Genomic DNA, 12,197 nt, shown 5'->3' on the forward strand with positions numbered 1-12,197 from the left:
GCTGTGCCCGGAGGCACGAAGAAGCCGAGACGGGCGTCCCCGAAATCGGCGAGCACGGGCCCCGGCGGGTCGAGGCAGCCGGTGACGGCGTCGAGGGTCGGATAGCCGATGTCGCCGGCGACGATGAGTACGTCCCACAGCCGCCCTGCCGGCAGCAGCGCGACTCCCAGCGGGTTGCGCTCCCACTCCGCCAGACAGGCCTCCGGGTCCGCAGCCACCGAGGCCAGCCACTCGGCTGCCTTCTGCTCCCCCGCCGCACCGCTCATGTTCCGCCTCTCCTCGTGTTCGTCGTGACACACGGGAGAGAGCCGGAACATGTCCGATCCTTACGCGGATCCGCGCGGAGTTTCCCCGTAGGCCGAGGAACTCGCACGTAGGGGATCTCGCACGTGGGGGGAGGGGACGGCGCCCGTCTCGCCGACCGTCAGGCCGCGTAGCCCTTCGGCGGGATGAGGGAGGCGAGTTGGTCGAAGGTGAGCCAGTAGATCTGGTTGCCGGAGAAGGACGCGGGGTCGGCGATCAGCACGGTCCTGTTGGCGTCGTCGTAGCCGATGACCGTGAAGTAGTGGTAGATCGTCTGGTCCGACGGATAACCGGGCGGCTGGTTGCCGGGCGGCGCGACGATGTTGGTGACCAGCGGGTAGTTGTTGTCGATGTCGCCCACGACGTCCTGCCACAACAGGTCCTTCTGCGCCTGCGAGGGCGGGTCGTCGGGCATGTACTTCGACTCGTACCAGCCCGTGCCCAGGTTCGCGTTGAGCACGGACGTGACCTGGCTGATGTCGTCCGTGCCGTTCTCCGTGGTCCCCAACTGGGCTGCCAGGTCCGCCTGACTGGGCGCTCCCATGCGCGCGGACAGAGCGATGCGGGTCGCCGCCGGACCGCACCAGTAGCCCGTCTCCTGTACCTGGTAGTCGACTTCGAGGGTCTTGGCGGCCTTGGTCTCGGTCGCCTCCGTGTGCAACTGCGAGCCCTGGCGGCTCACTTCGACGGGGGGCGCCGACGCCCCGGGTTCGGCGGCGACTTGGGAGACGGCAGCGGTGTGGGCCTCGTCCGCGTTCGCCACGCCGGGCACGGCGAGCAGGCCGGTGGCTGCCAGCGCCACACTCGCCGCCATGGATCTGATGCGCATGCAGAAACTCCTCCGTGGGGGGTAGTTGATGCGAGCATGCCATCACGGAGGTCGTGCGGGGCAGTGGTCTACGCGTGTTTCACAGGCCGGACCAGTGACGATGTGCGCCAGGCACCCGCAGCTCAACTCTCAAGCACGGAAAGCAGATTGGGTTCTGGGCCAGGCGTCAGCTGTCGAAGCCCATGCCCGTGGCGTCCATGGCCTTCAGCCACATGTTGCGGCGGCCGCCGCGTGCGTCCGCCCGGGAGAGCGACCACTGCGTCAGGGCGATGCCCGCCCAACGGACAGGCTCCGGCGGGAACGGCACCGGCTTCCTGCGCACCAACTCCAGCTCTGTCAGCTCCGTCTGCTCACCGCTGAGCAGGTCGAGCATCACCTCGGCCCCGAATCGCGTGGCCCCCACCCCGAGGCCCGTGAATCCGGCCGCGTAGCTGACACGTCCGCCGTGCGCCGTGCCGAAGAACGGGGAGAAGCGCGAGCAGGTGTCGATGACGCCTCCCCACGTGTGGCTGAAGCGCAGGCCCGCCAACTGCGGGAAGGTGTCGAAGAAATGACCCGCCAGCTTGCGGAAGGTCTCCGGGCACTGGTCGAACTCCTCGGCGATCCGGCTGCCGTAGTGATACAGGATGTCGTAGCCGCCCCACAGGATGCGGTTGTCCCGGGTGAGACGGAAGTAGTGGAAGTGGTTGGCACTGTCGGCCAGCCCCTGCCGGTTGTTCCAGCCGATCGATGCCCGCTGCTGCTCGGTCATCGGCTCCGTCATCAACGCGTAGTCGTAGACGGGGACGACGTACGGGCGCACCCGCCGCAGCAGCGACGGGAAGGCGTTGGTGCCCAGCGCGACCTGCCGGGCACGGACGCTGCCGTACGGGCTGCGCACGGTCACCGCGCCGCTGTCGGCGGCGAGTTGGAGTGCCCGGGTGTTCTCGTGGATCCGTACGCCCGCCTCCACGCAGGCGCGTTTGAGTCCCCAGGCGAGCTTCGCGGGGTTGAGCATCGCCACGCTGTGGCGGTGCCACAGGCCGGCCAGGAAGGCAGGTGAGTCGACCTCCTCGCGTACGGCCATGCCGTCGAGGTAGGTGACGCTCTCCTCCCCGTCGTCACCCTTGTTCAGCCCGAGCCGCCTCATCTGCTCGGCGGCGTCGCGCAGTTCGGAGACCTGATGGGGCTCCCTCGCCACCTCGATCTCTCCTGTGCGCTCGAAGTCGCAGTCGATGCCGTAGCGGTCGACGGCCGCCTCGATGGAGTCGAGATTGCGGTTCCCCAGCCGTTCGAGCGTGGCGAACTCATCGGGCCAGCGGGCAAGTCCGTTCGCGTAGCCGTGGGTGAGGGACGCGTCGCAGAAGCCGCCGTTTCGGCCGGACGCGGCCCATCCGATCTCCTTGCCCTCGATCAGCAGCACGTCACGGGACGGGTCGCGTTCCTTCGCGATCAGCGCCGTCCACAGTCCGCTGTAGCCGCCGCCGACGACGAGCAGATCGCACTCCGCGTCGCCGGTGAGTGCTGGCAGCGCGTCGGGGCGGTGCTCGGGGTCGTCCAGCCAGAACGGCACGGGGCGAGCGCCGGCCAGGGCCCGTACGGCCTCAGCCGCACCGGCCCCCGTGACGGCGGATCCGCCGTCACTCCCGCGCGCCCTCTGCCGCTTCGTCATCGCGCTCTCCTGCGGCGGTTGGCGGTGATCTGGCCGCCGAGCACGATGGCTACCGCGATGAGGAACATCGCCGTCCCGATGACGTTCACCTGCACCGGGACACCCCTCTGCGCGGCGCCCCAGACGAACATCGGGAAGGTGACCGTGGACGGCCCCGCGTTGAACTGCGTGATGATGAAGTCGTCGAACGACAGGGCGAAGCTCAGCATCGCGCCCGCCGCGATGCCCGGCGCGGCCAGCGGCAGCGTCACCCGGACGAACGTCTGGACCGGACCGGCGTAGAGGTCGCGCGCCGCTTCCTCGAGCCTCGGATCCATGCTCATCACGCGGGCCTTCACCGCGACCACCACGAAGCTCAGGCAGAACATGATGTGCGCGATGAGGATCGTGACGAAGCCGAAGGCGACCCGCGTGTTGAGGAACAGGGTGCCGAGCGAGGCGCCCATCACGACCTCGGGCATGGCCATCGGCAGGAAGATCAGCGCGTTGCCGGTGCCCTTCCCGCGGAAGCGGTACCGGGCGAGCGCGAACGCGGCGAACGTGCCGAACGCCGTTGCGAACAAGGTGGCCAGCAACGCCACTTGGAGGCTGAGCCCGAGCGAACCGCACATGTCGGCGACGCCGCACGGGTCGGTCCACGCGTCGGTGGAGAAGGTGCGCCACTCGTAGTTGAAGCGGCCGGCGGGCTTGTTGAAGGAGAAGAGCATCACCACCACGTTCGGCAGCAGCAGATACCCGAGTGAAGCCAGCCCCGCGATGACGACGGCGTTGCGGCGCAGCCAGCGCAGGGGCGCGAGAGCAGGTGAGTCGGCAGCCATCAGACCAATTCCTCCGTTCCCGCCTTGCGCATGTAGACGGTGACCGCGATCAGGATGATCGCCATGAGGATGAACGACATGGCGGCCGCGGTCGGGTAGTCCAGGACATTGAGGAACTGCTTCTGGATGGCGTTGCCGATCATCTGCGTGTTCGGCGACCCGAGCAACTGGGCGTTGATGTAGTCGCCGGAGGCGGGGATGAACGTCAGCAGGGTCCCCGCGACCACGCCCGGGAGCGAGAGCGGGAACGTCACCTTGCGGAAGGTCGTCGTCGGCTTGGCGTACAGGTCACGGGCCGCTTCGTGCAGGGAGAGGTCGATCCGTTCCAGCGAGCTGTACAGCGGAAGGATCATGAACGGCAGGAAGTTGTACGTCAGTCCGCACACCACGGCCAGTGGCGTCGCCAGCAGACGGTCGTCCCCGGTCAGCCCGAGTTGGCTGGTGAAGTCGAGGATGTGCAGGGACTCCAGCACGCCCACCACAGGGCCCGAGTCGGACAGGATGGTCTTCCAGGCGAGCGTGCGGATGAGGAAGCTGGTGAAGAAGGGTGCGATCACCATCACCAGCAGCAAGGAGCGCCAGCGGCCGGCGCGGAAGGCGATCATGTACGCCAGCGGGTAGCCGATGAGCAGGCACAGCAGGGTGGCCACGGCTGCGTAGAGGAACGACCGCAGGAAGTGCGGCCCGTAAGTGGCCAGCGCGTCCGAGTAGTTGGTGAAGTCCCACGTGACGCGGAAGCCCTCCTCCAGCGAGCCGCTCTGCACCGACGTGGACGCCTGGTAGAAGAACGGCGCGACGAAGAAGACGGCGAGCCAGAGCCCCGCCGGGAGCAGCAGCCAGTACGGCGTGAGACGGCGCCGGGGGCCGGGCCCCTGGCCGTCCCCGGAGGAGCCGGTCTCCGGGGACGGCTGCTGTGAGGGCGGTGCCGCACCTGCGGCAGCGGGAACCGTGGAAGCGGTCACAGCGCCTCCTCGACCGTTCCGGCGTCCGCGTCCTGGGCCGCGTCCAGAGCGAAGGTGTGTGAGGGCTGCCAGTGCAGGACGACTTCGGTGCCGGGTACCAGCCGGGTGTCCCGCTCGACGTTCTGCTCGTAGACGCTGAACTCGGGGCACACGGGGCTGTCGACGACGTACTGCAGGGACACCCCGAGGTAGGCGGCGTCACGGATGCGGCCCGTCAGCAGGTTGCTGCCCTCGCGGATGGCTCCGGCGGCGTCCGAGGAATCGGCGTCCTCGGCGCGCGTGAGGGAGATCTTCTCCGGGCGTACGCCCACGAGCACCTTGCCGCCCGCCCTGGGGTCCTCGACAGCGCACCGCTGTGCGGGCAGCCGCAGGACGGTGTCGGCGCCGACGGCCTTCAGCCGGAGCTCCTCTCCCTCCACGGCGGTGATCTCGGCCTCGATCAGGTTGGAGGTGCCGAGGAAGTTGGCGACGAAGGTGGAACGCGGATTCTCGTACAACTCGTCCGGCGCGCCCAGCTGTTCGACCCGTCCGCCGTTCATCACCGCCACGGTGTCGGCCATCGTCATGGCCTCTTCCTGGTCGTGCGTGACGTGGACGAAGGTGATGCCGACCTCTGTCTGTATGCGCTTGAGCTCCAGCTGCATCTGGCGGCGCAGCTTGAGGTCGAGGGCGCCGAGCGGCTCGTCCAGCAGCAGCACCTGCGGCCGGTTGATCAACGCGCGGGCCAGCGCGACCCGTTGCTGCTGACCGCCGGAGAGCTGCCGGGGCTTGCGGTGGGCCAGCGGGCCGAGTTCGACCAGCTCCAGCATCTCCTCCACCTGCTTCTGCACGGAGGTGACGCCGCGCCGCCGCAGCCCGAACGCGACGTTCTCGGAGACGTCGAGGTGCGGGAAGAGGGCGTAGTTCTGGAAGACGGTGTTGACCGGGCGCTTGTGCGGCGGGAGTCCGGTGATGTCGTCGTCGCCGAGCCGGATGCTGCCGCCGGTCGGCTCCTCCAGTCCCGCGATCATGCGCAGGGTCGTGGTCTTGCCGCAGCCCGAGGCGCCGAGCAGCGCGAAGAAGGAGCCCTCGGGGATGGTCAGGTCCAGGGGGTGTACGGCGGTGAAGTCGCCGAACACCTTGCTGACTCCGGTAAGCGTGATCGTCATGGCCGATGCCCCCTAGGCGCCGATGAGCTTGGCGAACTTGTTCTCGTAGCGGGCCTGTTCCGCGGTCGACATCGGCCGGAAGTTCTTGCCCCGCTCGATCGTCTTCGCGTCGGGGAAGATCAGCGGATCCTTCGCGATGTCCTTGTCGATCTTCTCCATCTCGGCCTTGGCGCCCGAGACAGGGCAGATGTAGTTGACCCAGGCGGCCAGCTCCGCGGCGACCTCGGGCTGGTAGTAGTAGTTGATCAGCGCCTCGGCGTTGGCCTGGTGACGGGCCTTGGCGGGTACGAGCAGGTCGTCCGTGCCGAAGAGGTAGCCGCTCTCGGGAAGGGCGAATTCGATGTCGGGGTTGTCCAGCTTCAGCTGCACGATGTCTCCGGCCCAGGCCAGGCAGGCGGCGATGTCACCGGAGTTGAGCTCGTCCAGGTAGTCGTTGCCGCTGAAGCGGCGCAGCTGCTTGCCGTCGACCGCCTTCTGCATGCGGGCGATGACCTTGTCGAAGTCGCGGTCTGTGAACTTCCCCGGGTCGATGCCCATGTCGAGCATCGTCAGGCCGACCGTGTCGGTCATCTCGCTGAGCATGGACACCTTGCCCTTCAGCGCCTCGTCCTCCAGCAGCTGGGAGACGCTGGTGACCTTCTTCCCTCCGGTGGCCTTCTTGTTGTACGCGACGACGCAGGCCGTGCCCGCCCACGGATAGCTGTACTGGCGCCCCGGGTCGCCTGCGGCCGTACGGAAGCGGTCCTCCAGGTTGGCGACGGCGTTGGGGATGCGGGCCGGGTCCAGGCGCTGGGCCCAGCCCTGGCGTATGACCCGGCCGGCCATCCAGTCGGTCAGGCAGACCAGGTCCCGGCCGGTGTCCTGGCCGGCGGCGAGCTGCGGCTTGATCTTGCCGTAGAACTCGCTGTTGTCGTTGATGTCCTCGACGTACTTGACCTTGACGCCGCTCTCACGCTCGAAGCGGTCCAGCGTGGGGCGCTTCTTCTTGTTCTTGTCGTCGACGTCGATGTAGAGCGGCCAGTTGGCGAAGTTGAGGACCCGCTCCTTCTTGGAGTAGTCGGGGTTGTCCTCGGGTTCGTTGCCGCGGCTGCCCTCGGCGGGCGGTATGCCGCAGGCGGCAAGCGCCGCGCCACCCGCCGCCAGTGAGCCCAGACGCAGCAGGCGGCGCCGGCTCATCGCGGCGCGTCCACTGGTCAGGCTCCGCTCCCACGCCTTGCGCACGGGGTCGGGCAAGCCTTCGTACAGCTGCGGGTCCAGGTCCATCGGGGGCTGCCTTCCGGTCAGGGACAGTTGAAAGGGCAGGGAGGGCGGTGGGTTCGCCGGTCACGTGCAGAGGCGGCGAAGAGCCTCAGTGGTCGCCGAAGACGGTGCGGTGCCAGTCCTTGCGCGCCTCGCCCGTGGTGTCGTACATGACGTGCTTGAGCTGTGTGTACTCCTCGAGGGAGTAGGCCGACATGTCCTTGCCGTAGCCGGACGCCTTGTATCCGCCGTGCGGCATCTCGCTGATGATCGGGATGTGGTCGTTGATCCAGACGCAACCCGCCTGGATCTCTCGTTCGGCACGCCCCGTACGGAAGACGTCCCTGCTCCAGGCCGAGGCGGCCAGTCCGTAGGGGGTGTCGTTGGCCAGGGTGATGCCTTCGTCGTCGCCGTCGAAGGGGAGGACGGCCAGCACCGGTCCGAAGACCTCCTGCTGGACGATCTCGCTGTCCTGCGGCGCGTCGGTGACGAGGGTGGGCAGATAGTACGCGCCCTTGGCCAGCTCACCGCCCGGCGCCTCTCCGCCCGTGACGACGGTGGCGTACGAGCGTGCCCTGGCCACGAATCCGGCGACGCGGTCGCGGTGCGCGTGCGAGATGAGCGGGCCCAGATCCGTGCCGTGCGCGAACGGGTCCCCGACGCGCACCTCCCGCATCAGCTCCGCCACGCCCTCGACGAACGCGTCGTACAGCGGCCGCTGCACGTACGCGCGGGTCGCCGCGGTGCAGTCCTGGCCCGAGTTGATCAGCGCTCCGGCGACCGCGCCGTGGACGGCCGCCGTGAGGTCGGCGTCGTCGAAGACCAGGAACGGCGCCTTGCCGCCCAGTTCCAGATGCAGCCGCTTCACCGTCCCGGTCGCGATCTCGGCGACGCGCTTCCCGACGGCGGTCGAACCGGTGAAGGAGGTCATGGCGACGGCCGGGTGGCCGACGAGCGCTTCACCGGCGTCCGGGCCCGCGCCGGTGACGATGTTGATCACGCCGTCCGGGATGCCTGCGTCCCGGGCGGCCTCGGCGAACATCAACGAGGTCAGCGGCGTGAGCTCGGAGGGCTTCAGGACGATCGTGTTGCCCGCGGCGACGGCCGGAAGGATCTTCCACGCGGCCATCTGGAGCGGATAGTTCCACGGCGCGACGGACCCGATGACGCCGAGCGGTTCGCGGCGGACGTAGGAGGTGTGGTCTCCGCTGTACTCGCCCGCCGCGACACCCGGGAGCGACCGCGCGGCGCCGGCGAAGAAGGAGACGTTGTCGAAGGAGCCCGGTACGTCGAACTCCTGCGAGAGCTTCAGCGGCTTGCCGCACTGGATCGACTCCGCGAACACGAAGTCGTCCGTGCGCTCGTGCAGCACGGCTGCCCAGCGGTGCATGGCATCGGATCGCTCACCCGGCGTCGCACCGGCCCACTCGGGCAGTGCCCTCCGGGCGGCTTCGACCGCGGCGTCGACATCGGCGGCACCCGCGAGTTCATAGCTGAGGACGTGCTCGCCGGTCGCCGGGTCGATGACCGCGTGCGTACGTCCGGTGCTGCCGGATCCGAGCAGTCCCCCGGTGAACTGCGCGCCCGCTGCGAAGCGCGACGGCACATCGAAGCGCTGAACCGTCATCGAGCTCTCCTGCCTACGGCGATGTGGCTTCAGCCGGTGTTGAACGCCGATCCTGGCAGGAGGAGCCTGATTCAACAAGGGATTCCGTCGTTGCCATTTGGTTACGCCACGGAATCTGCATTCCGCGCGCCGCTAAGCACCACTATCCGCAATCGAGTCCACGACGAGCGTGACACCGCCCCTCGCGTCGATGGAAGAGCCGCCTCCCCCGTCGCCGGGATCCGACTCCCGCAGATCGTCCTCGAAGACCGTGAACATCAGCAGGAGGACCGTGACGATGATCGCGGAGAGCACCGTCCCCACGATCCCCATCACGAACCCGGCCACGGCCTGGCCGCGTCCGCCCAGCTCACCGCGTTCGACGCCGCGCCGCGCGGAGAGCCCGAGGCCCAGCGCGATGGGCGAGGTGATGATCCCGAGGAAGCTCCCCCAGCAACTCGCGACGACCACCATGCTGATGATCCCGAGCACCATCGCCGCCACGGACTTGCCGTTGGGCAGAGGGGCACCGTGCCAGCCGTACCCCCCGGGGCCGGCTCCGTATCCGAACGACCCGGGCGCCTGCGTGGGATAGCCGTATGCGGCACCGGGGCCGGGCTGACCGTACGGCTGAGCGCCGTACTGCTGGCCTCCGTACGGCTGGCCACCGAATCCGTGGCCCGGGCCGGGAGGCTGCGCACCGTACGGCCCCTGAGGCTGGCCGAAGCCGGAGGCCCCGGGCCCGGCAGCGGGGCCGCCCCCCGGCCCACCGGGGGCGACGCCCGGAGCAGGCGGGACCGGAGGCGGAGCGGCAGCGGACCCCGAGGCGATCGTCGGCTGGTCGGCAACCGAGCGCCGCTCGTCGTCCTGACCGCCGGGACCGGAACCCTTGCGGCCCTTTCCCAGCGAGACCCCGTCGTCGGGGGGCGCCCACGGATTGGGCTCGTCGCCGGACGGCCCGTGCTGTCCGGTGTCGTCTGCCATGTGTCCCCTCCTGGGGTTCCTCGTCCGGCGCCCATGCTATTCGCCGCCGGGGACGGCCCGCATACGATGATCCGGCTCCCTACCGACCGGAGGTTCTTTCGTTGTCCGACCTCACCGCGTTCATCGCCGGGCTGCCCAAGGCCGAACTGCACGTGCACCACGTCGGCTCGGCGTCCCCGCGCATCGTCGCCGAACTGGCCGCCAGGCACCCCGACTCGAAGGTCCCTGGCGACCCCGCGGCGTTGAGGGACTTCTTCACCTTCACCGACTTCGCGCACTTCATCGAGGTCTATCTCTCGGTCGTCGACCTGCTGCGCGACGCGGAGGACATCCGGCTGCTCACGTACGAGGTGGCACGCGACCTCGCCCGGCAGCAGGTCCGCTACGCCGAACTCACGGTCACGCCCTTCAGCTCCACCAGCCGCGGGATACCGGCCGAGGCCTTCCTGGAGGCCATCGAGGACGCACGGCACGCCGCCGAGAAGGAACTGGGCGTCGTCCTCCGCTGGACCTTCGACATCCCCGGCGAGGCCGGGCTGCCGGCCGCAGAGGAGACCACCCGCATCGCCACGGAGATGGCCCCCGACGGCCTGATCTCGTTCGGGCTCGGCGGCCCCGAAATCGGCGTCCCGCGCCCGCAGTTCAAGCCGCACTTCGACCGCGCGATCGCCTCGGGGCTCCACAGCGTCCCGCACGCCGGCGAGACGACGGGGCCGGAGACCGTCTGGGACGCGCTGACCTCGCTGCGCGCCGAGCGCATCGGCCACGGCACGAGCGCCACCCGGGATCCGCGCCTGCTCGAGCACCTGGCAGAGCACCGCATCCCGCTCGAGGTGTGTCCGACCTCCAACATCGCCACCCGCGCGGTCGAGGACCTGGACGAGCACCCGATCCGGGAGATGGTGGAGGCCGGCGTCCTGGTCACCGTCAACAGCGACGACCCGCCGATGTTCAGCACGGATCTCAACACCGAATACGCCATCGCGGCACGGCTGTTGAGCCTGGACGCACCGGGCATCGCGTCGCTCGCCAAGAACGCCGTGGAGGCCTCGTTCATGGACGGGGCCGGAAAGAGCCGGCTCAACGAGGAGATCGACACCTACGTCACCGCGTGGAGCAGGCAAGCCTGAACAGCCCCTCACAGCAGAACACAGACGGGACCGGACGCCCGAAGGCTCCGGTCCCGTCTCCGGGTTCGGCGTGAGGACCGGCCCGCTTCGAGGCCGGTGCTTGTCGGGACTCGGCAGTCCTCAGGCCTGGCGGTCGTCAAACCCTGGCGTTCGTCAGACCCCGGTGTTCGTCAGGACTGGTACGGGTTCTGCGGCGGCACGTGGCCCTGCGGCTGCTGAGGCGCGAACGGGTTGCCCTGCTGCGGAATCTGCTGCCCGTAGCCCTGCTGCGGAGCCCCGTACCCCGGCTGAGGCTGACCGCCCTGCTGCGGCTGGCCCCCGCCGCCCTGCGCGATCAGCTGCTCCGCGTTCTCCTTCGTTATCTCGCTGGCACCGCCGCAGAACGTGCACTGCAGGTAGTGCTTCGCGGGCGCGATCGGGAACAGCGGAATGAAGAAGAGCGAGAACTTGGTGACCCGCTTGCGCAAGGAATGAGCCGAAGGGTTGCCGCAGAAGGCGCACAGCAGGTTCAGCATGGCGAGCTGGAGCATCTTGGTCGAGGTGCCGAAGATGAGCACGGGGGCTCCGTTTCCGTTTGCGTAAGGGTTTCCCTTGTAGCCAACCACCCTGCGCATACGGTGCGTCAAGCCGAACGTGTAACGAGACGGCCCCAACCGGGCGGAGCGCGACACGCTGCGAGGACGCGCGCCCGGGAGGCCGTTCACCGGCGCTGGTGCAGATGAGGCGGTGTGGCGGAGCATGGGGCGCATGAACACGCCCGTCACGACGCCCTCCCTCCCCGACGTCCGCAAAGCCGCCGAGAGGATCCGCCCCTACGCCCGCCGCACACCGCTCCTCGACCTGGAGATCGACGGGCGGCGTCTCCTGCTGAAGCTGGAACACCTCCAGCTCAGCGGTTCGTTCAAGCTGCGCGGGGCACTCAACGCCATGCTCTCCGGGGCGTCGGACGAGCATGTCGTCGCTGCCTCCGGCGGCAATCACGGACTCGCGGTGGCCACCGCCGCGTCGCTGCTTGGCGTCCCCGCGACGGTCCACGTCCCCGAGACCGTTCCGTCGGCGAAGGCCAGGCGCATCGAGGCGGCAGGCGCTCAACTCGTCGCGCGCGGTGCGAACTTCGCCGAAGCCGCGTCGGCCGCCAGGGCGGTCGCGGCGGCACCCGGGCATCGCTTCCTCCATCCCTACGACGACCCTGACGTCGTCGCCGGGCAGGGAACGGTCGCAGCCGAGGTGGTGGCCGACGCCCCCGATGTCGACGCCGTCGTCGTGGCGGTCGGCGGCGGCGGGCTGGCAGCGGGTACGGCCCTCGCGGCCGGGGGCCGCGAAGTGGTCGGCGTCGAGCCGACGCACTGCCGGTGCCTGCACGACGCGCTCGCAGTCGGCGAGCCCGTGGACTCGGCGGTGGACTCCGTCGCCGCCTCCGCGACCGGGGCGACGCGGGTCGGCGAGGTGCCCTTCGCCGTGTTCGGGTCCCACGGGGTGACGTCGGTCCTGGTCAGTGACGAGGAGATCCTGCACGCTCGCGAGCGG

11 protein-coding genes and 1 pseudogene are annotated in these 12,197 nt (G+C 69.3%); 2 read left to right on the plus strand and 10 right to left on the minus strand.

Annotated features, from left to right (window positions below; all coding sequences use genetic code 11):
• From H5J26_RS22395 to H5J26_RS22435, 9 genes and pseudogenes are all read right to left on the minus strand, one after another.
• Positions 1–266: pseudogene (locus tag H5J26_RS22395) on the minus strand (hypothetical protein); the annotation flags it as partial.
• A gap of 158 nt (positions 267–424) precedes the next feature.
• A complete protein-coding gene (locus H5J26_RS22400; RefSeq protein ID WP_181767732.1) occupies positions 425–1,132 on the minus strand; it encodes a C39 family peptidase in 708 nt (235 codons plus the stop codon).
• A gap of 166 nt (positions 1,133–1,298) precedes the next feature.
• The gene (locus H5J26_RS22405) at positions 1,299–2,783 is read right to left on the minus strand and encodes an NAD(P)/FAD-dependent oxidoreductase (RefSeq protein ID WP_181767733.1); all 1,485 of its coding nucleotides are present in this window, start codon (positions 2,781–2,783) and stop codon (positions 1,299–1,301) included.
• Complete coding sequence (locus tag H5J26_RS22410) at positions 2,780–3,601, minus strand: ABC transporter permease (RefSeq protein WP_181767734.1); 822 nt, start codon at positions 3,599–3,601, stop codon at positions 2,780–2,782. Before H5J26_RS22410 ends, H5J26_RS22405 begins: the two co-directional genes overlap by 4 nt.
• Positions 3,601–4,563, minus strand: coding sequence for an ABC transporter permease (locus H5J26_RS22415; protein ID WP_181767735.1), 963 nt, complete (start codon positions 4,561–4,563; stop codon positions 3,601–3,603). The genes H5J26_RS22410 and H5J26_RS22415 overlap by 1 nt, the downstream gene beginning before the upstream one ends.
• On the minus strand, positions 4,560–5,711 hold the full coding sequence (locus H5J26_RS22420; protein ID WP_181767736.1) for an ABC transporter ATP-binding protein: 1,152 nt from the start codon (positions 5,709–5,711) through the stop codon (positions 4,560–4,562). The genes H5J26_RS22415 and H5J26_RS22420 overlap by 4 nt, the downstream gene beginning before the upstream one ends.
• A gap of 12 nt (positions 5,712–5,723) precedes the next feature.
• A complete protein-coding gene (locus H5J26_RS22425) occupies positions 5,724–6,974 on the minus strand; it encodes an ABC transporter substrate-binding protein (protein ID WP_181767737.1) in 1,251 nt (416 codons plus the stop codon).
• An 85-nt stretch (positions 6,975–7,059) separates the two neighbouring features.
• Positions 7,060–8,577: a gamma-aminobutyraldehyde dehydrogenase gene (locus tag H5J26_RS22430; RefSeq protein ID WP_181767738.1), complete on the minus strand. Its 1,518-nt coding sequence runs from the start codon at positions 8,575–8,577 to the stop codon at positions 7,060–7,062.
• Positions 8,578–8,709: 132 nt separating this feature from the next.
• Complete coding sequence (locus tag H5J26_RS22435; protein ID WP_181767739.1) at positions 8,710–9,540, minus strand: DUF4190 domain-containing protein; 831 nt, start codon at positions 9,538–9,540, stop codon at positions 8,710–8,712.
• 101 nt (positions 9,541–9,641) lie between these two features.
• Here H5J26_RS22435 and H5J26_RS22440 point away from each other — a divergent pair, with 101 nt between their 5' ends.
• On the plus strand, positions 9,642–10,670 hold the full coding sequence (locus H5J26_RS22440; RefSeq protein WP_181767740.1) for an adenosine deaminase: 1,029 nt from the start codon (positions 9,642–9,644) through the stop codon (positions 10,668–10,670).
• A gap of 170 nt (positions 10,671–10,840) precedes the next feature.
• Here H5J26_RS22440 and H5J26_RS22445 read toward each other — a convergent pair whose 3' ends face one another.
• Positions 10,841–11,227: a zinc ribbon domain-containing protein gene (locus tag H5J26_RS22445; RefSeq protein WP_181767741.1), complete on the minus strand. Its 387-nt coding sequence runs from the start codon at positions 11,225–11,227 to the stop codon at positions 10,841–10,843.
• Between the two features lie 190 nt (positions 11,228–11,417).
• Between H5J26_RS22445 and H5J26_RS22450 the strand changes: the two genes are divergently transcribed.
• Positions 11,418–12,197 (plus strand): pyridoxal-phosphate dependent enzyme (locus tag H5J26_RS22450; protein ID WP_210771640.1); only part of this gene is annotated, 780 nt, incomplete at its 3' end.

Origin of the sequence: Streptomyces albidus (ex Kaewkla and Franco 2022) (assembly GCF_013870515.1) — a bacterium.
Lineage (GTDB): Bacteria > Actinomycetota > Actinomycetes > Streptomycetales > Streptomycetaceae > Streptomyces > Streptomyces albidus.

Excerpts from the sequence above, each read along its gene's own strand:
- H5J26_RS22400 (WP_181767732.1), bottom strand. The coding sequence starts at position 1,132 with ATGCGCATCAGATCCATGGCGGCGAGTGTGGCGCTGGCAGCCACCGGC.
- H5J26_RS22405 (WP_181767733.1), bottom strand. The coding sequence starts at position 2,783 with ATGACGAAGCGGCAGAGGGCGCGCGGGAGTGACGGCGGATCCGCCGTC.
- H5J26_RS22410 (WP_181767734.1), bottom strand. The coding sequence starts at position 3,601 with ATGGCTGCCGACTCACCTGCTCTCGCGCCCCTGCGCTGGCTGCGCCGC.
- H5J26_RS22420 (WP_181767736.1), bottom strand. The coding sequence starts at position 5,711 with ATGACGATCACGCTTACCGGAGTCAGCAAGGTGTTCGGCGACTTCACC.
- H5J26_RS22425 (WP_181767737.1), bottom strand. The coding sequence starts at position 6,974 with ATGGACCTGGACCCGCAGCTGTACGAAGGCTTGCCCGACCCCGTGCGC.
- H5J26_RS22430 (WP_181767738.1), bottom strand. The coding sequence starts at position 8,577 with ATGACGGTTCAGCGCTTCGATGTGCCGTCGCGCTTCGCAGCGGGCGCG.
- H5J26_RS22435 (WP_181767739.1), bottom strand. The coding sequence starts at position 9,540 with ATGGCAGACGACACCGGACAGCACGGGCCGTCCGGCGACGAGCCCAAT.